The sequence below is a fragment of the Dehalococcoides sp. genome, assembly GCF_041654235.1.
Taxonomy (GTDB): domain Bacteria; phylum Chloroflexota; class Dehalococcoidia; order Dehalococcoidales; family Dehalococcoidaceae; genus Dehalococcoides; species Dehalococcoides mccartyi_B.
This window is the reverse complement of sequence record NZ_JBAZDW010000003.1, coordinates 29,812-52,847: the sequence shown is the minus strand read 5'-3', so window position 1 is coordinate 52,847 and position 23,036 is coordinate 29,812. Positions and strand designations below refer to the sequence as shown.

The 23,036-nt window shown below is 43.2% G+C and carries 20 protein-coding genes and 1 pseudogene; 8 read left to right on the top strand and 13 right to left on the bottom strand.

Annotation, left to right across the window (positions count from 1 at the left end; all coding sequences use genetic code 11):
• The 7 genes from cas3 to WC259_RS00860 form a co-directional block, all read right to left on the bottom strand.
• Nucleotides 1-2,381 (bottom strand): CRISPR-associated helicase Cas3' (gene cas3 / locus WC259_RS00890; protein ID WP_372642815.1); only part of this gene is annotated, 2,381 nt, incomplete at its 3' end.
• A gap of 221 nt (nucleotides 2,382-2,602) precedes the next feature.
• Nucleotides 2,603-3,403 carry a DUF4328 domain-containing protein gene (locus WC259_RS00885; protein ID WP_015407305.1) on the bottom strand — a complete coding sequence of 267 codons (801 nt, stop codon included), beginning with the start codon at nucleotides 3,401-3,403 and terminating at the stop codon, nucleotides 2,603-2,605.
• A 442-nt stretch (nucleotides 3,404-3,845) separates the two neighbouring features.
• A complete protein-coding gene (locus WC259_RS00880) occupies nucleotides 3,846-4,184 on the bottom strand; it encodes a hypothetical protein (protein WP_011309892.1) in 339 nt (112 codons plus the stop codon).
• 121 nt (nucleotides 4,185-4,305) lie between these two features.
• Nucleotides 4,306-4,917 (bottom strand): hypothetical protein, encoded by a 612-nt coding sequence (locus WC259_RS00875; protein WP_012984527.1) that lies wholly within the window; start codon nucleotides 4,915-4,917, stop codon nucleotides 4,306-4,308.
• 46 nt (nucleotides 4,918-4,963) lie between these two features.
• Nucleotides 4,964-6,442, bottom strand: coding sequence for a DUF2779 domain-containing protein (locus WC259_RS00870; RefSeq protein ID WP_015407307.1), 1,479 nt, complete (start codon nucleotides 6,440-6,442; stop codon nucleotides 4,964-4,966).
• A 137-nt stretch (nucleotides 6,443-6,579) separates the two neighbouring features.
• The gene (locus WC259_RS00865; protein ID WP_015407308.1) at nucleotides 6,580-7,686 is read right to left on the bottom strand and encodes a zinc ribbon domain-containing protein; all 1,107 of its coding nucleotides are present in this window, start codon (nucleotides 7,684-7,686) and stop codon (nucleotides 6,580-6,582) included.
• Nucleotides 7,683-9,005: an AAA family ATPase gene (locus WC259_RS00860; RefSeq protein ID WP_372642811.1), complete on the bottom strand. Its 1,323-nt coding sequence runs from the start codon at nucleotides 9,003-9,005 to the stop codon at nucleotides 7,683-7,685. Before WC259_RS00860 ends, WC259_RS00865 begins: the two co-directional genes overlap by 4 nt.
• Before the next feature lie 147 nt (nucleotides 9,006-9,152).
• On the opposite strand from WC259_RS00860, the gene WC259_RS00855 reads away from it, so the two are divergent.
• The 4 genes from WC259_RS00855 to WC259_RS00840 all read left to right on the top strand — a co-directional run bounded on the left by WC259_RS00855 (nucleotide 9,153) and on the right by WC259_RS00840 (nucleotide 13,919).
• Complete coding sequence (locus WC259_RS00855) at nucleotides 9,153-9,623, top strand: hypothetical protein (RefSeq protein WP_010937189.1); 471 nt, start codon at nucleotides 9,153-9,155, stop codon at nucleotides 9,621-9,623.
• 113 nt (nucleotides 9,624-9,736) lie between these two features.
• Complete coding sequence (locus WC259_RS00850; protein WP_372642808.1) at nucleotides 9,737-10,717, top strand: helix-turn-helix transcriptional regulator; 981 nt, start codon at nucleotides 9,737-9,739, stop codon at nucleotides 10,715-10,717.
• 100 nt (nucleotides 10,718-10,817) lie between these two features.
• Complete coding sequence (locus WC259_RS00845) at nucleotides 10,818-12,983, top strand: DEAD/DEAH box helicase (protein WP_372642805.1); 2,166 nt, start codon at nucleotides 10,818-10,820, stop codon at nucleotides 12,981-12,983.
• 138 nt (nucleotides 12,984-13,121) lie between these two features.
• A complete protein-coding gene (locus WC259_RS00840) occupies nucleotides 13,122-13,919 on the top strand; it encodes a hypothetical protein (RefSeq protein WP_015407312.1) in 798 nt (265 codons plus the stop codon).
• Nucleotides 13,920-14,146: 227 nt separating this feature from the next.
• Here WC259_RS00840 and WC259_RS00835 read toward each other — a convergent pair.
• Nucleotides 14,147-14,418, bottom strand: a pseudogene (locus WC259_RS00835) (dehalogenase).
• Nucleotides 14,419-15,031: 613 nt separating this feature from the next.
• Here WC259_RS00835 and WC259_RS00830 point away from each other — a divergent pair.
• From WC259_RS00830 to WC259_RS00820, 3 genes are read left to right on the top strand one after another with little or no spacing between them, the layout of a single operon-like run.
• On the top strand, nucleotides 15,032-16,333 hold the full coding sequence (locus tag WC259_RS00830) for an ATP-binding protein (RefSeq protein WP_372642802.1): 1,302 nt from the start codon (nucleotides 15,032-15,034) through the stop codon (nucleotides 16,331-16,333).
• Nucleotide 16,334: 1 nt separating this feature from the next.
• Complete coding sequence (locus WC259_RS00825) at nucleotides 16,335-17,081, top strand: response regulator transcription factor (RefSeq protein WP_015407315.1); 747 nt, start codon at nucleotides 16,335-16,337, stop codon at nucleotides 17,079-17,081.
• Entirely contained in the window at nucleotides 17,072-17,320 is a 249-nt protein-coding gene (locus WC259_RS00820) for an ATP-binding protein (protein WP_081091218.1), read from the top strand. The genes WC259_RS00825 and WC259_RS00820 overlap by 10 nt, the downstream gene beginning before the upstream one ends.
• Nucleotides 17,321-17,437: 117 nt before the next feature.
• On the opposite strand, the gene WC259_RS00815 is transcribed toward WC259_RS00820, so the two are convergent.
• The 3 genes from WC259_RS00815 to WC259_RS00805 form a co-directional block, all read right to left on the bottom strand.
• Complete coding sequence (locus WC259_RS00815; protein ID WP_227028558.1) at nucleotides 17,438-17,782, bottom strand: ATP-binding protein; 345 nt, start codon at nucleotides 17,780-17,782, stop codon at nucleotides 17,438-17,440.
• Between the two features lie 236 nt (nucleotides 17,783-18,018).
• Nucleotides 18,019-18,327, bottom strand: coding sequence for a hypothetical protein (locus WC259_RS00810; RefSeq protein WP_152551318.1), 309 nt, complete (start codon nucleotides 18,325-18,327; stop codon nucleotides 18,019-18,021).
• 32 nt (nucleotides 18,328-18,359) lie between these two features.
• Nucleotides 18,360-19,724 (bottom strand): reductive dehalogenase, encoded by a 1,365-nt coding sequence (locus WC259_RS00805; RefSeq protein ID WP_059279991.1) that lies wholly within the window; start codon nucleotides 19,722-19,724, stop codon nucleotides 18,360-18,362.
• 289 nt (nucleotides 19,725-20,013) lie between these two features.
• Here WC259_RS00805 and WC259_RS00800 point away from each other — a divergent pair, with 289 nt between their 5' ends.
• Nucleotides 20,014-20,952 (top strand): bile acid:sodium symporter family protein, encoded by a 939-nt coding sequence (locus tag WC259_RS00800; RefSeq protein WP_034376116.1) that lies wholly within the window; start codon nucleotides 20,014-20,016, stop codon nucleotides 20,950-20,952.
• Nucleotides 20,953-20,987: 35 nt separating this feature from the next.
• Here WC259_RS00800 and WC259_RS00795 read toward each other — a convergent pair whose 3' ends face one another.
• Together WC259_RS00795 and WC259_RS00790 are read right to left on the bottom strand one after the other, a co-directional pair.
• Nucleotides 20,988-22,391 carry a reductive dehalogenase domain-containing protein gene (locus WC259_RS00795; RefSeq protein WP_015407321.1) on the bottom strand — a complete coding sequence of 468 codons (1,404 nt, stop codon included), beginning with the start codon at nucleotides 22,389-22,391 and terminating at the stop codon, nucleotides 20,988-20,990.
• Nucleotides 22,392-22,530: 139 nt separating this feature from the next.
• On the bottom strand, nucleotides 22,531-22,971 hold the full coding sequence (locus WC259_RS00790; protein ID WP_015407322.1) for a MerR family transcriptional regulator: 441 nt from the start codon (nucleotides 22,969-22,971) through the stop codon (nucleotides 22,531-22,533).
• Between the last annotated feature and the right edge of the window lie 65 nt (nucleotides 22,972-23,036).

Below are 23,036 nucleotides of genomic sequence, written 5' to 3'. Positions count from 1 at the left end.
GCTCTTATAGCCGTATGAACTTCAGGATCATCATCATCAAATAACTCACAGTTAAACTGCCTGACAATATCTTCCGAATCACATGGCGGACAAATCAATAACCTTGAAGCAGCCTTTTGCGATTCTTCTTGCTCATGTACTAAGTTTCTTTTCGCCTTTTCCAACGCTTCGATCCAGTCCGGACCGCAGATCTCTTCATCTGTGCCATATACCTTCTCTATCAATTTTTCAGTTTCGGCAGGGACTTCAATCATGGCCTTTCCCCGCACCACCAGCCACGTTCGGAGAAGTATATAGCGGTCATAGATATGCTCTATATTTTTGCCAAAAGTATCAGGCGGTGCTCCTCCCCGGTTTCCATCACAAAGGATGGTGAATTGCGGCATCTCTAAGCCTTCCGGACGAGTACGTGAATGGCGATGAAGTCTCCCTATCCGCTGGAGAAGCAAGTCGACAGGAGCAATCTCAGAAAACATCAGATCAAAGTCTAGGTCTAGACTTTGCTCTATTACCTGAGTCGCAACCAATACAGCCCGAAAAGGGCGGTCAGGGTTTGTGTAAGATCCATCGTGCTGTTTAGTTCCTTTGCCAAACTTACGCAACACCTCATCCTCACGCTCGCGCCGCCATACCTGTAATGTGCGGGCATGGAACAACAAGCACTCTGTTTCATGCATATTGGCTTGCAGGTATCGAAATACCTCTATCGAGCGGTCGACCGTATCACAAATCACCGCTGCACACCCACCGTGTTCCAATTTACGTGTTAATTCTCCAGCCAGTATTTCCAAGTCATTCCTAGAAAAATTCAGATATATGCAGTGGCTATCTTCCACAGAAACTTCCTTACAAACTATCAGTTCGTTAGTTTCCTGGTTGATATAATGCCGTGATTGAGCGAGTGTTATGCGCGGATAACATTTATTCTCCGAGCTATTCTGACCGGAATACGCATAGATAAGCGCTTTTCGCCTTGCTTCCGGTAGTGTCGCAGACAGAAGAATCACTGTGCAGTCAATCTCCGCCAACCATTGTAAAAGCCGTTCAAGTATGGTAATCATGTACGCATCATAGGCATGTATTTCATCAAATATAACTACCTTACCAGCGAGCCCGAAAAGCCTTACAAACCAGTGTCTGGTCTGGAGTACACTCAGCAGACTCTGGTCAATAGTACCCACCCCAAACGGGGAAAGCAGCGGTCGCTTCTTTGCGGTAAACCATGACTGAGCTTCCATATCGGTATTTGTATCCCCAGTGTCTGTATCAGCAATTTTAAAATCAGAGATCTCACCTTCTCGGACTTCTCCCATTCCGGCAAGTAACGCATTGCCGTGAACAAGCTGTAAATTCAGCTTACCCTTATGCCTGCGATTCTTTAAATAATCCACTTGAACCCGTTTGAACATGGCATTGCTGGTTGCCTGAGTCGGCATGGCAATGTAGATACCTCTGGCAAATCCGCGGCAAAGAGCCAAATCGGCTGCATAGAGAGCCGCTTCTGTCTTCCCCTGACCTGTCGGAGCTTCAATGATCATAAGATACGGAGAGGTCTGTTTTATTGCGATATCCTCGATAGAGTTCTGCAAACTATTAGGTATAAAACCCGAAAAAACATGAGTAAATGGTGCTTCTTTGGCAAAGATCACTCCCGGCATCCAGCCTAATTCATGAAGCGCCTTATCCGCTCTGTCCTTTGCAACCTCAAAATATTTATCGCCCACTAATTCAGGCAGTTGTCCCGGTTTGGTCAGACATGGGAAGAAATCCTGATTTGAGCCTATCCAATCAGCAACTGAGATAAGTCCGGCAAGCAAAGGGATGATAAATGGATCGATAATTTTAGGCTTACATTTGGTATCATCACTTATATCTATTTTCAGCACCTTTGCCAGCTCTTGTAATAAACCATTCCGTGCAATTTCCCATTCGCGGTTTCCGAGAATGTCACGGCCCATGCGTAAATCTAATGAACGTGGGAAAATACCATGATGCCCCCCTGCAATTTGTCCTAACACCGTCGTGAAAAATCGGTTCAAAACGCAAGCGCTTACAAAACCATGTGGTCTATTCTGATCATTTACTGAGACCTGCAGATCCGTTAATTCAGATAGCTGAGGTACCTGTTGCTGAAATCCCGGGCTAGCTTTCCCAATGTCATGTCCTCCTGCAAGCAACAGAGTGATGGCTCGTGCTTCATTGCCAAGTGTATAACCTATTCTCTTACGTTGGTCTTCACTCAAAAGTTCCCACATATGTGTTGCCACTGCGGCCACATCAAGCATGTGATAAAGTAGCGGATGATAGTATAAATCGCCACCTCTCCCTGTCTTTGCCCATAATTTCAAGTTTGGGTCATTCGTCATGATCATTTCCTTCATTGACTACATGCGGTTGATATTTTTCAATCAATTGCCCGATACAGTTTGCAAATTCAATCCGCAGACTACCCGGTTACAACCCCTCTACATCCGTCCTCAGATTCTTATCAGAGGAATGTTTTTCTATCCGAGGGAGAGTTTTAAGCCATCCACAGTTTAATCCTTTTGTTTATATAAATGACCTGTAAATTAAAATTTAAACCTCTCTACCCATGCCGTTATCACATCAGATTATATTCAAGCAGATTTTTTGCTTTACACCTCTGAGTTTGCCTATTATTAATCTCCCAAACAAGACCCATAGCTGAGATAATGGCCGGAACAAGAATAACATCGGAGATTAGTACGATTACTGTATAAGCCTGAATATCAGCCAGAGTATCCAAATTACCAGAGCTTCTGATCATGACCCAAGAAACAAAATTATTAATCAAATATAGCGCCCACCACCAGCCCAACACCGAAGACAACCTTACATTCTTCCAATTGCTCTCTTTATAATTCGGATAATCAGGAGCGCTTGCTTTCCAAATTTCCCTCGTGACCTGATAAGGAATGAAAATATTCGCTACGGGAATAAAAAATCCCCCCACCGCCCATCCCGGTGAGTATTGAAGTTCCGTAGCGCCTAAAGGAGCTAAGTTTTTGTGGGCTCGATGAATCCAGATAAGGAATAAGACATCAACTACAATAATCGCAATAAAAGACAACATTCCAAATATAGCCTGCCGATTATCATTTGCTACAGCGTCAGCTTCACTTATAGAAGAACCGGTCATGGCATGATTTATAAACTCAACTTGCATATAGTCTGAAATTATCGAGCCTATAGTAATAATCAATAGTAAACCGAACGTGACTAATACAGCCAAAGACAAGCCATGAATATCAGCATATTTAGGTATGGGTTTAGCTAATGCATATCCCCTGGTGTTATTTGATATTTGAGACAGATCTTTGCCACATTTCGGACAGAAGTTATCTGATTCACTCAATACCTCACCGCATTTTGTACAATACATGACATCTCCTTATCTTGAACCACACTACTATGAGGTTACCAACTATCAGGGATTGCCATTATCAAGTCGTTCCCCGCAGTTCACATAAGACTGAATTCATTGCGAAATCAGTGCCACATTTCGGGCAATACTTAATACAAAACTTTCCTTGCTGACAGATATTATAAAAACAGACCCGCTTTAGGGGGATAAGCTAAATTCACTATACAATGAAGTAAATATCTCCTCAGTAATATCACGTCCTCCAGTAAAATTAGTCCACAAACTGGTGATAGTATAAATAGGCCCCCAAGGAAGTCTCCACCACCCTAAAAATAAAGAGCAAATTGAGTATCCTAGACCTTTTACAACCTAGTTCTGAGTTTTCCGGATAAAATATATACTGGAAGAACGGCGTAAAGTTATTATTAATAGAGATACGCAATACTGATAGCACACAAATTTACCGCCATTCATAATTTCGGTTTGCAGTTGTAGAAGGGTATTTATCCAGCGCCCTGCCGGATGGTCTGTTAAATTTCTCGCCGGCTGAAATCAACCCGCCTGCTCCTTCAGGTAGCGGTATTCTGCTTATTATTTCCTCGGCATTTTCGCCCCGCCAAAAAATATACTGTTCACTGGCCACCGCCAATGCATTGGCCAGCACTTTACCCTTAGCATTCAGCCATTTAGCATGAACGGCACTGGCATATACTCCCAATATAAACACTTTCCTGGGAGCGCGGACTACCTGCCAAAGGCTTTTTATTTTTTGCCCAAAGGGAAATATAAGGTCATCCATAGTCCTACTCCCCTTATTTGTGAATATTTTCTCATATTATACATCGGAATTTTACCAAAAACAGTTGCAATACTACATGGCAATTAAGCTATCAAATTTACATTATAGTTAACTGACATACCTACGTTTTCTGACAATATAAGATAACCGCGTCTCCAGCTATTTTCGTCCCTTGAACTAGTTTTGAACTGCCATAAGGAAGATCCAAGGCTTTCTCAAACTGCTTTTTCTTTGCATCTGCCCAAGTTTCATTCCCATCTCGATTCGTGCGGTGCTGGTAACAGGCTAGAATATCCCCACGGTTTAGTTTGCTCCAGATAGCTTTTATCTCATCCTCCGACACATATTCCAACTTGCATTTACTACTGGGCGGGGCTAGCCCGGTATCCGGATCTAGAAAAACCAGACAGGGATGTGCACCATTAGTAATATTATTAATAACGTTTTGATGATAAAGATCCCGGTCGTTATTTTTGAATTCATCAGCTAAAACATCTATCGGAGTTTCACTTAGCATATGCCTGATATTTGATATATTGAGGAAATGATTCTTCACTTCTTCTGGAAGCGTATATTCTTTACCATCTATCTCAAGCTGGAGAAATTCTTCTGGCAGATCAGGCCTGTAATAGGCTACCTGAAGAATCCGTCTGGCTGAGAACATTTTAGCCAGCGTAAGAAGTACCCCCCACTTTACCAAATCACGTTTATCCCCGTACCACTTATCTTTCACTGAACTCAACTCCTACATGCAAAAATAAACTAATAAACTAAAATACCTAACTCAGGAACTCTCTCAGTTTCTTCACTATTTCCACCATGCCCCCGGTATCCTGTCCGCAATACACTTCTAAATCAATCCGTATTTTCTGGATTTCCTCCCGGGTAAGATTGCCAAAAACAGATTCCATAAACTTAAGGCTGGCTGTCTGGCCTTCCGCTATTTCCAGATTATCGTAGCTGATTTGGGCAAGTGCCGGCATGACGTATTTGAGGGACGTGCTCCCTTTCTGCTTGGGGTGATAATAGCTGAAATCCTTGAAGGGTACGATAAGGTCTTTAATCCGCTCCAAAATACTGTTTATCCACTCACTATATTCGGGAAAAGCAACCGAGAGCTCTTTTAACCTGGTTTTCTCAAAGCTTTCGTAATAAACCAAGATGCTCCCTTTCAGCCCAATATCCTTCTTAAGCTCTGCCAGAAAACCCGGGCGGGGGTCGCCCTTATCTTCGGCCAGATAAGAATAGTGTTTAACTCCGGAATCTATACTATCTTGGATATGGAGTGAAAACTGGAAAGGGATATTCTGATATGGCCTAGTGCCATCATATATGGGCACAGCAGTGGCAAAGGTTTCAAAGTCCAAGTAATGCAGGGGATACTCCAGTTTATTCAAGAATGACGTTATTTCAGCAGACTTTACATAAGGTGTGGCACTGGTAACGCAATCTTTCTGGATTTGTTGTTTGGCATTCAGCTTTATGCCTGCGGGTATTTGGCTGATTTCTAAAATGCCCATCTGCTGAAGTTCCGGACAGATTTTGTTGCCGTAATAAAGAGTAAAGATATTATGTTCCGGTAAATCCAGCCAGCAGTCATCCTTAAGCGGGCAGGGATAAGGCGAATCACAATGCTTTCCAATAGTTGCTTCGGGGCAGGTTTCCGAATCCATAGTATCCAGCATGGCGCTAATATTTGCCTCTAAATCACAGGTATATTCAGCCAGCTTGTCGGTTAGATTTTCCGTAACGAACAATCCGGCTGAGTCTATCTCTCCGCTTTTAATGTAATCTTTATTAAGGTGCATAAGATAACAATCCCGCACCTTAAGCCCGGAAAGCTGACAGCAAAGCCTTTGAAAGGCAATATCATAGAAATGCTCTTCTTTAACTTCGGTGGTGCTTTTAACTTCTATAATATCCCATTCATCGGCACCTGCAGGGTTAAGTATATCCACCCTGGAATAGAGCCGGTTGGTTAAAAATCCGGCTTCAAACAGGGGAAGGCGCACTAAAAGAGCCTCCCGTGTATCCTTCAGGTTTTGGCTGAAGTTTTCAGTTTGCAGGCTGATACCTTCAGGATAAAGAAGTTTGGCCAGTTCGCCTACCTGATGCCCTTGGTCAAAGGTGTGCTGGGTAGCAGGGCTGACCTCCGGCATATTTACAGAATCATTAGCGGATTTCCAGAGTAATTTTAAACACTGCAGGCCGGTTATATATTTAGATTTTGACAGGCTTTTTTGATAAATCAGTTTCATTCTCCCCCGGTTTATCGGTACAGATAAACTAGTATATTTACAGCACTTCCAAGCAGGCTATCTGTATACTAAGCCAATGCATCTGGGATAAACAACCCGTGCTTCAGCTAATATTTCAGCAACCTGCCCAATCAATACTAATAATACCCTCTCAGTTCATAGTCCCCGTCATGCCAGACATAGTAAATATATTCAGGCTCAACAAAAACAACGTTTATATAGGTATTGGTATAATCATCATAAGATATATTCCAGATATAGCCATCTGCCAGAGCCAGCTTCTGAAGTGCCAAACTTCGGTCCCAACCGGACAGACTCCAGCTAACCTTGTTTACGGCAGTGTTCAACCAGTTTTTTAGTACAGTTACAGACGTAAAATACTTCTGAGGGTATTTGGCATTAAGCTCGTTTATCTGGTTAGTCAGATTGATAATCTGGCTGGATTTCTGGCTATTCTGGGAGTTAAGGGTGTTTACCTGTGAGTAAAGGGATATATTTTCAGTTATCAGGCCTTCCTTTTCGGCCGAAAGGGTATTATAAGAACTTTGGAGATTATCTTTTGCGGAAGCGGTATTGTTCCACTGGTAGCCCAGGAAACCGGCGGTAGCCACCAGCAAGCCGCTTAGTATGCACAAGCCAATAAACCCCCTTCTAAACCAGTTCTGTTTGGTCTGGAGCATATCCGGCAAAACCACCTGCTCCCCCGATAGTGGAATTACATCAGACGGGGCAGATTCGGCCAAGTGACTTTCCATTATAGGGCTTTCGGTTAGCGGAGTATTCCGCCTCGAGCTGCCGCAATTTCTGCAAAAAGCATCACCTTCTCCCAGTTTGTTACCGCATTTGGCACAAAAAGACATCTGATTTCCCTTTTTATTTATTTCTGGCGTTTTCTTCAAAGCTGAAAGGGTATTTTTACCCGCAGTTTGTGTGGAAAACAATACAGAGTTTCTTCGGTTATCAAGCATGAAAGGGGCTAGCCAGCCGAACGGGACAAATAGTAATAATAACCAGACCAGGCTCCGCCCTTTCTGCCTGAGTACCCAGCCCACCAAAACCAACAGCCAGACAACATATGCCATTACAAAAACATAGTAGATATCCAGCCAAACGGTTTCGTCCAGTACCTGTTGCTGAGCCGAAGCGACCTGAGAGGTGATAAAAATAGCCAGATACCAGAGAGCTATAGGAATCACCCAACCCAGCACCAAACTCCAGTGGAGGTGTCTTTTAAACCAGTTCATTCGTTTTCCTTTCTTCTAGTTGCCTGAATAAAGCCTAAATGGCTGTTTTTTATCCCGTAGATATGCCGCAGGGCTTTATCAATATCGGCCTGACCAATCTGCAAGAGGTTATTCTGTGTATTACTTTTGGTTTGGCATTCAATAGCCAGACTGAAAACGACCTCCTGCAACTGGGCGGGGGTATAACATTCGCTATGGCGAGCCAGATAAAGCCTGGCATCCGGTGATAAACGAATCTTGCGGCAGAGCCGGTTTATAATCTCCTGCCGCTGGGACAGGTCAGGCCGCTTCAAGGTAATAACCCGGTCAAAACGGGAAGGGCGCCTTATCAGGGCATTATCCAGTGAATCCAGAAAATTGGTGGTGGCGATGGTGACTACCCCGAGGTTGGTTTCCAACCCGTCCAGTGCCGCCAGCAAAGCACTCAAGGGTGTAGCAGCTTCATTCCCGTATTCGTCCCTGCTTTTGCCTATTAAATCCAAGTCTTCTATAAACACAATCGACGGACTGAGTTCGCGGGCAATTTCGTATAATTCATCTACATACCAAGCTTCCCGCAACTGGTAGCAGTCGGTGGTTATGCAGGTAATATCTTTGGCTCCAGACATAAGGGCTTTGCACACTATTGTTTTGCCGGTGCCAGGCTCACCAGCCAGCAGCAGACCTCTTTTCTTGGGTATGCCCAAACGGGAAAGCCTGTCCTGTTGTTTCAGAAACTGAACCGAGTTCAGGTAAATATCATCCTTTACAGATTCCTCAAGGATAATACTGTCCCAACTTTGAGAACCGGGCTTGAGAAAGCGAAGTACACCCCCAAAACTGATACACTTCCCTTTGTAAAAGTTCTCCTTTTTGGCTAAAGCCTCAACCTGGACGGCAAAGTCATCCAGCAGGGCTTGGTTACCACGTTCCGCCTCCAGTTGCAAAGTAGCACCCCGACAGTTGCCATCCAGAGTTAAAACCAGACGGGTTTCATTCCGGGATATAAGTATCTGACCATTTGTCATCAGATTCAGAGTGGTTTCGGGGGAAATCTGAATATTGGCGTAGCTGGGCTGGTCTTCCCGGTAACCCAGTTTGCAGTAAATATCCCAGCCGGCTCTCTTTAAATAAGTTTCTACTGTCCAAGCCAGCAAATCACCATAGTAGTTTTCAAGAGCAACAGTGGCATAACAACGATGAGCCTCGCTAAAGAACTGGTCTATATCCGTCTGGTTTTTCTTCTGGCGTTTAAGATGAAGTTGTTTTGACATCGGCTGCCAGTCATCTCCATCCAAGGCCGCTTCCAGCATTTCCTCCTCATCCAGTATTTCTTCCATATTTATCACCTTTATCCAAATAAAGCAGATTATAACCATAGCCTGTGACAGGTATATGTCACACTTTTTTAAAGAATTTTTCTGTGACAGACAGCTGTCACAACTTTGGTTTAATATAAGTATTTACCATCCCCAAAGGAGGATTAAATGGTCTGGAATGATAACGAAACCGATAGGCAAATAGAACAGATAATAAACATCTTGGAGAAACAGCCTGAACTGCTGAATACCGGCTTGAATCAACCCTTGAAATTCCACGCCCGCGAAGCTAATTTGGCAGTTGGTCAGGCCCAGTTGATGCTTGTTAATGAGCAGGAAACTGAACTTTTTGTATTGGAAATTGTCCCGGCTGAAGCCACAGCTGAAGATGTGGGCCGTCTGCTTGCCTACGTGGAATGGCTGGGAAAAACCCTCTTAAATATCCCGGTTCAGCAGGAATTATCCGGCCAGCCTAACTGGTACCGGTCCGGCTCATTTAAAAAGCTTGCCAAGATACAGGGAATTATGCTGGCCCACTCTTTCAGCGAAGCTTCTTTGTGTGCGGCTAACGCTTGTCCAAACCTGTTTATGCGAAAATACGCCTTTAGCCTTAAGATAACCCCGGCGGATAGCGAGTAGACACTGGCTTCTTTAATTTACCCATTAAAACCAAAATTTACTTGCATTAACCACAGATGTATCTATCCAAACCCAACCCGGAGTTATATAATCAACAGAAATGTGAGGCGAACATGAGTCTGGTCAATGAAGACGGAAAACAGAATTGTTCAGCTAGGCTTTTAAAGGTTGAACACCTGCTTTACCAGAACCCTAACGGCATTCAGGTCAAAGATATCGCCCGCTTATGCCAAGTTTCCAAGAGAACTTCCTACCGTGACTTGAACGAACTTGAAACCACTCTCAAAATACCCCTTATCACCGACAAAAACGGCTACCATATAGCAGATAACTATTTCCTGCCCCCGATTCATTTTACCCTGACCGAAGGACTATCTGTCTTTCTGGCTACCCGCCTGCTTTTCGGTTACAGTTGCACCTATAACCCGGATATTGAGTCCACCTTTACCAAGCTCAACTCCGTAATGCCTGCTCCCTTTCAGCATCAGATAAGCCAAACACTGGATAAAATGCACGACAAAGCAGCTGATAAAGAGAATATACAAACTATGGCTCTACTTTGCCGGGCCTGGGCGGAACAACGAAAAGTACAGATTTCTTATTGGACGCTGGGTAAGAAAGACTGCTCCACCCGGGAAGTCTCTCCCTATTTTATAGAACCGGCAGCCGCCGGACATTCTGCTTACCTGATCGGCCACTGCGGTAAAAGCAACGAAATGCGCACCTTTAAACTAGAGCGTATTCAGTCCATAAAGATACTGGATGATAAGTATGCAATACCCCGGGATTTTGACATTGATAAATACCACTCTCCCTATTGGGGAATACTAGTAGACGGCGAAGTGAAAGATATAAAGCTCAGCTTTACCCCGGAAGTGGGCCGGATAATGACTGAGACCATTTTCCATCCCTCTCAGGTAAACGAAACCCTGCCGGACCAGTCTGTACTGGTCAGCTTTCGGCTAGCCGATACGCCTGATTTTGTGTCCTGGGTGCTAAGCTGGGGGGAACGGGTGGAGGTTTTGGAACCGAGAGAACTAAGGGTAAAAGTGATAGAAACCGCCAGGGAGATGCTTAAACGATACGGTAATTAATAAGTAGCACCATATTTTATGTATAAAAACATTCCGTAAGCTAAGCTGCTATATTCAGTTGCTAACATTTAAGATCTCGTGGAAGAAACGGATAAGTAAATTGGACAAAATTGAATTACCTAAATTGAATGAAGAGAAAAAACAGATAATTTCTTTGATTATTGAATATCTCGAAGATAATAAAATGGGATATATCAAGGTGCCAACTGGATGGGGAAAAACATTTTTAGCTAAACACATAATGAAAAAATATTATGAACAGGGCAAAGTTGTTCTATTCGTAGTTTCAGCAAATAACCAATTGCTAGATCAAACATTTTACAAGAACGTGGATAACCAGTTGCCATTATTCCCTAACAGTATAGCTTTGTCCTCAAAACATGCTAAAGCTGGTATAAACGATTTAAAAAGATTTGTTGAGCCGGATAATAACCCTTCAAAAAGCGGAAAAATAATCTTTGCTTCACTTCAATCTATCAATAAGAACGAAGAGCTCCGAGGATATTTAAGTCGAAAAGCTGATATAGTTATCATCGATGAGATTCATAATTTCATTGAGAATAAAGGCAACACCTTCATCGAAGAGATTGATAAAAACAATAGACAGACAAAAATATTCGGTATGACGGCTACCCCATTTCAAGGAGTAATCGGGCACCTTAAATTTGTTGAGGATATTTCAGCCGAAATGAACGAAATATTCAGTAAAAATCTGAGTATGTGTATCGCAGAGGGTCAGCTTGCTGAATTAAACTATACAATTATCCGCAATAATGAAAGCATCTTGGATCTTTTTGATTTTACAGAAGGTCTTAAAGCTTTAGAACAAAATGATCTTTATATAAATTGTGCATCAGACGAACATATTGACAGAATCATTAGAAGAACGAATTTAGCTAAAAGAATATGCGATGAGCAGATAAATACCCACTCATCTAAAACGTTGATATTTTGCGCTCCGACCAAAAATATTACCTCTCGAGACAGAGAAAGCCCTGATAAAGTAGCTTCCTTTCATGCGAAAATTTGCGCTGCTATCTTTAACAAAGAAGTTGTTGATAAAATTGATTGTACCTTTTCATTTTCTAATTATAAAAATAATGGTTTTTTCAAAGATACGGTTTATCTGTGCTCAGAAATACCCAACAGAGAACAGAATGAAATACTGAAAGCTTTTAAGACTGCTGGTAAACCACCTTTTGTTTTGTGTACAGTCGGTATGCTAACTGAAGGATTTGACTATCCGGATTTAGAAAACTTAATTCTACTTAGGCCTACTTTAAGCATGCGATTGTTCGAACAACAAATTGGCAGAGTCTTAAGATTGCCATCGATTAATTCTGAAAAAACACAAGGTAATATATTCGAAATTTCAGATAATATAGACTGCCTCTATAATATTTTTAAAGAGAATGTCTTTGAAGGTAATAATCTTGAGCGCATAAATATGCTCTACACGGAAAATAAATTAGCTGACTTATTGATCGAGGATAATAATACAAAAGCCCACAAAGACATGCCGTTGCAAAAGGCTGGGATACATATTTCTGATCTTAAATTTGCACAACACGGAGATAGTTACAGTCTATCTCCGGTCGAAATACCACCCATTAACCTCAGAATAAAACACTTTTACAATTTGATGGACATCATTGAAAATAAATACGAAGGGAAACTTGAGAAGGAAACCCGTCAATTGATGCGGGCTGCTTTAACTTTACGGCCTAATACTATAGGAAATGCCAGAGAGATTCAGAAGCTCATCATTCAACTAGAACAACTTGAATCTAAGTCTAGAAATCAACAGACCGGCAGTTATAATTATCGAAAGTACAAACCGGAATTGTATAAAGAAGTGAAATGGTTATTGAAACTTTCAGTCTTTACGTATATTAAATACTCAGAAAAATTAAAATTGGAAAACCTGCAGAAAGAACTACTAGAAACTTTAGGTTACGAAGGCGACCCCAGTCAGATAGATAATTATAGGATCGAGTGCTTAAATCAGATGTGCCCAGATAGCTCTAATAAAGAAGACATTAAGGCATATTGTAATTATTTCGAAACTGGTATTAAAAATATTTTACAAATAATTAATTTTCGGAAGAGACAGGGCGAAAAGAAGGTTGAAGGCAATATAAAATATATTTTGCCTAATATATATCAGGCAAGCTGCTTAATTTTGGATGAACCCGAAATAGGCAAGGTTTTATCAGAAAATAAGAATATAATCAGGGAAATTAAAAACCTTATTAAAGGGCAATAGGGAAGAATCTGTATCTCTCTCTTAAAACTAGAATTTGGCTAAACTTCAAATAATTCAACTTTGCAATAGAGATAACAAAGTTTCAATCAACCTGAATGGAACAATACTCGAATCTGAGGTAGCTTAAACGGAGAAGTAATGCGCAAAGGGCTCTTAATACGAGTTGGTATCGATTCAAGTAAAGAAAGTGGCTCATGGGTAGCTCCGGTTAATCCACTTACCAACGAGTTTGCTTATGTTCCGATTATCGAGCTAAATCAATCCATCTTAAAAAAGGATTTTGCTGATTTCGTTGAACCCTGCCAGAAACTTGGTAAACCTTTGAGACCGTTCACCAAGGGTGAAACTGCTCACCTCGATCCGGATTTCTCGTATCTTACGTATGGCGATATCTGCGGTCAGCAGTTAAATGGCAAAATAAGCTATAGAGGCTCACCACTTCTAGCTTTAAATGAAGATGATTTAATTGTTTTTTATTCAAGCCTAGACCCACGAAAAACTCAAGGCTTTGAAAAATCTGAGTTGATCTACGCAATCATTGGCATCTATATTCTAGCAATGAAACCTAGGAGAGCAGTCGATCTATTCCCGGACCACCGCCTTGGGGATGAAAATGCGCACACTAGGGTAACTTACACTGAAGCAGATATTATCGCCACAGCCAAACATAGCATCTCTGGCAGATTAAGCCGTTGTATTCCAATTGGAGAATTGATTCCGTCAGGTAACACGGGAGCGAAACGATACTTTTTAAAGTCGGACCTATTCCATAAGTGGGGCGGGGTTCAGTTTGGAGACAAATGCGTTGAGAAGTTATATCTCCAACGTAGCGGGGCTTTGCCATTCTTTCGAAATGCCGAAAAATTTTACTCGTGGTTCAAGGAGCTAAACCAGCCAGATGGTCTACCCCTTGAACTTTGGCAAAGGAATAATTAATGCCAAACAAATTGACTAATCTCCACCTTTCAGATCGCAGCCACCCCCCGTCTCCACCAAAGCTAAAAACATGCTCGCACTTGTTAAATCGAGGACATATGTACGCAAAATATCGGAAAGGAGTTGGGGATATTATAACAACCTCATCTCTACACCTGAGGAAAGCTTGGGAATAGAAAAAGCGGGGGTGTACACCCCCGCTTTTTCTAGATCACTCAACGATACCCTTAAGCTTTCCTAGTTCTTCGAATGGCTAATTGCCAAGCCAGCACGAGCAAAATTAATGTCGGCAAACCCGTAATTAATAAGAATATATAGGCTGCCTGAGGTTCAATTTCCACAAAAGAACTTACGAAATTTTGAAGAGTGAAAAGGACCAAACCAAACCCGACTATCCCAATGAGCCATTAATACCAGGTAAGACGGGGTGGTTCTTCTGCAGAAACCAAATTAACCCAAAAATAAAGGCACCCGCCACTATGCCTATGAAAAACCACATAGCAAAGCCTCCTTCAATAACTAATTAGTGCAATATTATACTTGAGTACCCAAACACAGATATTACATACATACCTTGATATTAATTCTCTATTTAAACTACTCCTTTCCGCACTTCACCTGAATAGGGGGGCTGAAGATGCTTCTCCCCATGCATAAGAACAATTATGCATGGGGACAGTTACATTACGGTGAATATCAGGCTTCCCAAAATGATATTTGGGGGGCCAAAAATGTTGCAAAGCAGTTATTCTCCAGAAGAAATTTCGGCTCGAATATTAGTTCTTTCCCAAACGCCCTAGGGATTGGGATATCCTAGCAATAGTTAGAATACAACCTACCGCGAAGAAGTAACATTGTGGTTAAAATAGGGTTTCATTTGGGTATTAAGCATCAAAAAAGCACATTAGTCCTATATAATATCCTTGTCCGGCCTGGGCTATTTTATAGTTCAACCGGACTTACTAAGTTCAGCCACATGCCGAAATTCCCCCAAAAATAAAATAAGCACGAGGAAAACTTAAACAAAAATAACTAAGTAACCTGCCCGCACTTTATTTTACTTCCTGATGCCCAGCACCACATGGTAATTATTAATAGATAGGAGCAAGATAATGATAAATTCTAATACCCTTGAAACTTTTTCAGAACTGGAAAGGCTTCAATCTGAAATTAAACGCCTGAAGCGGAAAAACTATCAGCTGGAAAGTAAAGCTAATAGCTACCGCAAAAAATACCTGCGCTATCATGCGTTCTTTGAAATAAGCTCAGATCCCTTTTACATTACGACCTATCCCGGCCCGCCAACCGAAAACTATCCCAATCCTCGAGACTATCTTAAACAATGGAAAATTATTGAAGTGAATAACACTGCCACCCAAATTATGGGTTATTCAAAAAAACAGCTTACTTCCCTGAGCCTTGGTGATATTGCCACCCATAATGCCCCCAAATCAAAACAGACACGGTCCATTATAAAGGAACTGGTGAACCCGATAGAGAAAGGTCAAATGTTTAGCATAGAACGGGACCACATAGACCGCCGAGGAAACAAGATAGAGGTTGAAATCAAAGGTCAGGCAGTAAACATTGGAGGGATAAAGTATATAGCTTCTCTGTCCAGAGATATCAGTGACCGTAAAAAGCTGGAAAAAGAAATACTGAAATCATACAGACTGGAGAAACATTGCCGACAGGTGCTTCAAAAAGAGATCGCAAACCGGATAGACTTCACCTTGGCCTTGATACATGAACTAAAATCACCCCTGACTCCGATACTTTCGTCCAGCGAAGCATTACTCAGCAGGGAAGAGCCCGACAGCCTAAATGCAGAACTGGCTCGGAATATATACCACGGGGCAAAAAGCCTGAATGCCTGCATATCTGAATTGCTTGACCTGGCTAAAAGCGAAATATCCGGGCTAACCTTGCAGAGAACATCCTTGCTTCTTAACCCCCTCCTGAGCGAAATAGCCGGAGAGCTCACCCCTTATATCCAATCCCACAGACAGGAACTGATTTTAGACCTGCCCGAGCAATTACCTGCTGTTCTGGCAGACCCCGAAAGGATTAAACAAGTGCTGCGTAATCTGCTAAATAATGCGGTAAAGTATAACAGGGAAAAAGGTCGTATCACCCTAAAAGCCGGAGAAAGAGACCCTCTTATAACCATTTCAGTCCATGACCAGGGTAGGAAAATCGCTCAGAAAGACCAACTAAATTTGTTTAAACCCTACTTCCGCTGCTCGCAGGATAGGGCAAGGACCGACGGACTGGGAATAGGGTTAGCGCTCTCAAAACAATTGGTAGAACTTCACTCAGGAGAAATATATATCAGGAGTGTTAGAGGTAAAGGAACTACGGTTATATTTACCTTGCCGGTATTTTCAAACACTGGCCGGACTTCTGGGAAATAAGATGACTAAGCCTAAATCAGCTTTGATAATAGAAGACAATGAAGACATTGTGCAGGCGGTTTCGCTAGCCTTCCAGATACGTTGGCCCAGTATAACTATTTTTTCCACCGCCAGCGGAGAAGAAGGGGTGCTGAAAGTAGAAGATAACAACCCCAGTTTTGTCATAGTGGACTTGAATCTGACGGATATAAACGGCTTTGAGGTGATCAAGGAAATACGTACTTTTTCAAAAGTACCGGTTATAGTCTTATCTATCAAAAATAGCGAAGCAGATATTGTCCGAGCTTTGGAATTGGGGGCAGATGATTATATCCTTAAGCCTTTTCATCAGCTTGAGCTGACTTCCAGGGTAAACGCCCAGCTAAGGCATGGAGAGGTCGGGGAAGGGGAATGTTTAGTTCTGGGGGATTATTCCCTTGATTTAGCTGAACGAGTACTTTCCATTGATAATCAGAGTATCAGCCTTACCCGAATTGAATCTATAGTCATGGAGACCCTTTTTAACCGCGCAGGGCATGTAGTCAGCCATACCGCCTTGGCTGAACAGATATGGGGAGACACTCACCCCAATACAGTGAGAAATGTCCGTATACATATTAAAAGACTCAGGAATAAGCTGGAGAAGAAGGGTGGAATATTATACCTGATTCAAACTAAACAAGGGGTAGGTTACTCGGTTCAGACCAAACCACTTACTCCCCCGAATCTATCAATACTAAAGAATATTGACACCAATTCCTGCCGCTAGAGTTATCCTTTTTAAAAATTTTCTATAACCTGTTCCTGCAGCAGTTTTTTAAGCAGCAGATAATTATTAATATCATTAACAACGCTTTGCGCTATACGGCTGATGAAGGTAAACTTAAGATAAAAAGCCGGCTGGACAAAAACCAAGTGTTTGCTTGCATCTCCGATACCGGCATAGACATGAATGATAAACAGATACAAAAAAATTTTAAGCCCATACTATCTAAGTTCTCCCAGTAATGACAGCGGAGGTTTATATTTGGGCCTTAAACTTGCTAGGGAGGTTGTAATACTCCAACAAGGGCAGTTACTAATTAACTAGCTGTGACAGGGAAGGGGACTAGTGTAGCCTTCTCCTTACCCAGGGACATACCTGACAAATAACTGCCTAAGTCCAGGCTGGAGGAAGTGATGATTCCACCCCCACGCACAATAAATATTCTTACCACTTTTAAACCGGTATATTTGACCCAAGCGAGTATCATTACCTAAAGAACTATTCATCAAGATTGTTCCGCCATAAGCTTTGACCAGCCTTTTTACAATACTCACACCTAAGCCGCTACCCCCAGTATAACGTGTGCGTGATTTATCCAGCCAGCAAAAATATTCAAATGTATACGTCAACTTCATTTCCATTATTTTCCCTCCTGTATCCTCAACGCTTATTTCTATAGACCCAGCTAAATATCCAAACCGTATAGTAACAGTATTCCCATATTACGAATGGGCTATAGTATTTTCACGCAGGTTATTAAAAACCTAGCCCATGCATTAGATATCAGTACCAGTAACCGTCAACGTACAACAGACACAGCCAGATTTTTCCACCGAAATCTTATCCCGCAGCATATACAGAAAATTAAAGACACCTCTAAAAACCAAAGGGAGCAGTTTTAAAAAACTGCCCCCCAGACCAAACAATATAGCAAAGCCGGTTATCCGGTTTTTAGGGAATTTTTAGAGTGAATCAGTCGGGTGATAATAAGACCAAGAATCACCGAAACTCCGCCGAAAATACCCGCAGCCAAGGCCGCCCCAGCCATTTCGCCTTCTCCCATAACGAATTCCGCATCAGCCATGATGTTTACAGTCAACCAGGCCCCGAAAGCCGTCCAACTAGCCCAGATAGCAATCAGTAAGTAATGCCACCGGCCAATTACCCAGCCCTTATCCTTCTTAAGCTGCCAGAGCCACAAGGCAAGAGCGGTGATGAATATTCCGGTTAGAAACATCGCTAAATCCATTTGCATTTATCTCCTTAGCATAAATTATTTTTTCAGACTCTCCATGGTGCCCATTTATCCATCTGCCGGGGCTTGGGGAATCTGCCATAGAAAGTATCGTCAACTTTAACCAGGGCAGATTGGATAGGTTTCTGGGTAGCTAAGAAACGGCCAATAGTATGAAGAGAGGAATCTGGCTTGCTAAAGGGACAGACGACTGCACAGGTAGAACAGCCGTAACTTATGCGATAGGCCATACATTTGTAGGCGTTCCATTCCCAGCCCATTCTCTTGGTAGTAGTCATTACTTCGGCGGGTTCAGTTTCCTTAGAGATAGCCCCCGACGGACAGTTGTCGGCACACTTTTTGCAGACCCTGCAGAAATCCCTCAAACCAAAATCTATGGGTTTATCCGGCACCAGAGGCATATTGGTCAAAACCTCGTAAAAACGGACATGAGAACCCCAAGGCGAAACAACCAGCCCGCTTCTGCCCTGTTCACCCAAACCGGCCGCCACCGCAAAAGGCCCTTCCATAATGTCCTTATTAGCAAAAGGCTGGGCTTTGGCGTCCCAGCCAAGTTGGCGGATTACAGTCTCCAGGTAGATTGGATATATATCATTGTCACTGCATTCGGTAGCAACACTGATATTATTCAATCCTCCGGTGTTAGCTTTGGCAGTCTGCAGGTCTTCAAAGTTGCCGCAGACTATGCAGTATTTATAGGGGTAAGGCCAGGGTATATCCCGGCCGGGGTCTTCGTAACCGGGCCAGCCGCCCCGATAAGTACCCTGAGTCCGGCCGATTTTATACACAAATGGCCGCATAGCCTCGTTAATCTCGGCTACCCCTACCATTTCCGCACCATACCACTTGGCCACCTTTTTTATCTTGGCCGTCATCTCAGCAGCCGGCAATTCCAGTTTACTTGCGGCAATAGGTATCTGTTCCCAATGCTGGTAACGCATATTAACGTGAATCTGGTCACTAGCGTTTACAATGGCCGTAGCCCAGGTAAGATCCTCTTTTTCTTCCGAAGACATAGCAGCTACATAGGCATTTTTCTCCTGGACAGCTGCCAAAATAGTCTCACCCCATTTGCCGGACCAATCCTTCTGTGATGTCCGGCGGACAGTCTGGGCAAACCCATGCTCACGTTCATCAAAAAGTTCCAGCCCGCCCAGCAATTGGGTCGTACCTAAGTATCCATTCCTCGGCTCCAGGTGTTTTACAAAACCGGGTAGAACATCGGGGTATTCATGTGAATGTGAACTCCGGGCTCGGCCCTCCGGATCAACCCCGTCAGCAGCGGCTACCCGTACTGCAGTGGCCGCGGCCGTACCCAAGGCTATAGCTCCTCCTGTCCCAAGGGTTTTAAGAAACTTCCGGCGACTCCAATCAGCTTTTGATTTAGACATATTACCTCCTTAAAAAATATTCTGACAGACAAACTCTCCCCTCAGTTACCGTAAATATCACCGAACTTGCTCGAGCAGCCTATCTGTAGATAGAATAATATACCATTACGTTAATGTCAATAGTTAACGCTATATAATTGTTTAAACAAACTACTAGTACAATTCACAACATAAAGCCAAAAGGATTGACAACGTTTAGATATGAGTATAGTGTTAAAGATATAGCTTCAAGCAGTTCTGTCCGAGTTTAATAAAACGGGCGTATTCCATTAACTATGTGCATGCGAATATGAATTTTAAAACGCTGGCTAACCTGCTGCTGAATCAGCATAATTTTATCCTGATAGTTGGCGTAGGGGCGGGATTCTTTTTTTACTCGGTCAGCCAATATTCACAGCACTTTATTGTACCTTTGCTGATTGTAGCCATGACTTTGTCCATGAGCAGGGTGGATATAAAACAGATGTTTTCTCCTGCCCAGATTATAAGGCCAACCCTGATTATGCTGGTCTTCAATTTCATACTTCTGGGTGGGGCTAATGTGCTGCTGGGCTATCTGCTTACTAAAGACTCCCTGCTGCGAGCCGGTTTTATACTCCTAGCTTCCGCCCCACCATCCTTGGCAATTCCTGCTTTTGCTTATAACCTGAAAGGGAATATAAACGCCTCTTTAGTAGGCACAACCATGGGGTATCTGGCTTCAATGGCTATTATGCCGCTGGCGGTGGGAATATTTGGACATGAATATGATATCAGTAAGTTACTGATTACCATTTTCCAAATTATCTTTTTACCTCTGCTGCTTTCCCAGATATACCGGACAACCAAAATCTCCCGGCAAGCGGAGAAATACCACGGGTATATAATCAACTGGTGTATTGCAGTGGTGGCTTTTACCTTAGTTGGTTTAAACCACGCTTCAATAGTTAGTTCTGACCAGGATATGATAGTGCCGCTAATTGTAGCTATTGTGACAATTTTCGGCCTGGGAGAAGTGATATATCTAGTTTGCAAACGCAGAGGAATTCATCACTCGGAAATTGTTAATTACATACTCTTCGGTACTATGAAGAAATGGGCAGGAGCTAGTGCGGTGGCCCTAGTAGTCTTTGGGGCAAAGGCATCACTGCCTGGGGCGATAGCTATCAGCGTGGGCTTTTTATACTATTGCTGGCTGGTTATCCGCTGGGGGGATAAGGCCGTCCCGGGAAAAAACGCCGGGTTTTGATCTCTGGTTATCAGATTGCCATTCGCTGTCCCTTCCTACTGAATTCCAGCCAGTAATGTCCCTTTAATCCCCTTCCAGAAAACGCAAGACTGGCTGCAGCCCCAAGTACCGCAAAGATCAGAGGCAGATTTGCAATCCGGGGCGGAAAAGTACCAGTGCCTGTAAAAAGTGTCCTGATCAAGCCCTTTCGTCCAACGAGAAACATTTCCAGTTTTAGATTCAAATTCTGAACGTTTATTCCAACGATGAAAAGGGCCAAAACCTTCCCAGGCAGGGGATTTTTTGATTTCCCCGCCTGGCTGTCCAGCCCGGGAAATTGCCCCACCCGGACAGGCTTCGGCACACTGCTGGCAGGTATGACAAAAATGGTGGATTCCGGCATCTACCGGCTTGGAAGGGGCCAAGGGTAAGTCTGTTATGATGCTGGAATACTGTCCACAAGACGTGCCTAGCAAGGGAGATATGGCCATGTTATTTCGGCCCAATTCGGCTTCCCCACCCAAAACGGCTAAAGCTATGTTTTCTGTCATATTATTGGTAAAATTACATGGGCCTATAGCCTGATAACCAAGCCCCTTGATGAAGGCCTGGAGACGGTACTGAATCTGCCTGGCTTCAGCGTATCTGAGCCAGCTATCACCCGAAAAGACATAAGGCCATTCATACACTTCGTTCAACGAGAAATGGATCAGCCAGCGACAGCGTTCGGGGATAACTCTTTTGCCTTCCTGGGGTTTGCGTTCCACGCTGGTAGCGCCTGTTTCATAGGCCTGGGGCACATCTTCAAACACATAGGGCTTACCGTCATGAAACTCATGGCTGGCCACCAGTTTACGGGTAGTAGCCGGGTTTAATTCAACCAAGGAAACATCTGAAGCCCCAAATAAAATACAAACTTGCCAGAGCATGGTAGAGGCCTCTTCCAGAGTACCGCTCCACTTGTTAACTCTGGCTTGGGCAAGTACAGGCACTGCCGGGCCTTTGAAACCCACCTCCGGCTGGCCGAATTTGCCTACCGAAGGATTAAACAGAGCCTCAGTCAATGCCCTGTTTCTTAAGACATAACGCTGGCTGTTCTGATGAGCCACATACTTCAGCCGCCGGCCAAAATCCCGCATCAATCGGTCTGAAGTACCATCACCATCCCTAAGGTCAACCCAGGCCGCCGTTTCCCTCTCCCCTTGCCAGATGCACTGGGGCAGATGGCGAAAATCAAACCTGCTTGCCTTATTCCAGTCTATTTCGGTGGTTGGTTTATTGTAATCCAATTCCCGTACCCACCAAGGCCAGTCACAAACATGAGAATCCCTGTAGGAAATTAGTTCGTCTATGTCATGAAAGAGGGAAAGACTAAGAGCGTTATCCGAGTAGCCGAAAGCCCATAAGCCCAGATTTTTCAGGTAATCTCGGCGGTCAACAATTGTATGGAATCTTGGCACATTCTGTTTCACATTTGATGTCTTAGTTTTTAAACTTACCGGTGGAGATCAAGCAAAAAAGGGGAAAGGGGATTAAACGAAGGCAAAACCGCCAAAAATGAATTGGGAACATCAAAGTTGACCTCCCAAACCCTGTTATTTAGATTAGATATTTCTTCTTTAGACAACCGGCGCAGTTAGGTTTATCACACTTCAGACAGGCCTGTACCGTCTCCAACACGCACTTGTTATCAGAATACATTTGCTGGAATAAATTCAAATGTTCGTCAATTTTCGTCTGGGTAAAAACAAGGGCTTGCAAAGTCCGCTCTATCCGTTCATGGCGGTTACCCGGGGGTGGTTTCTCAATACCTAAGCAGATTTTAATATCGTCTAAACTTACCCCCAGCAGGCGCAGGCGGTTGATAAAAAGCAAACGGGTAACATCAGCCTCGTTATAAAGCCGCAAACCACCAGAAGTACTGCCCGAAGGGATTATCAACCCTTCTTCCTCGTAATAACGCACCGAACGCTGGCTGATACCAATCCGCTTGGCAACTTCCCCTATTTGAAGAAAGGATGTTATGTTTTCTTTTTCCATTTTGCTTAATATTCTAACAGAATACTGGTATTGCCGACAAATACGACTTCCATATTCTTTCGTCT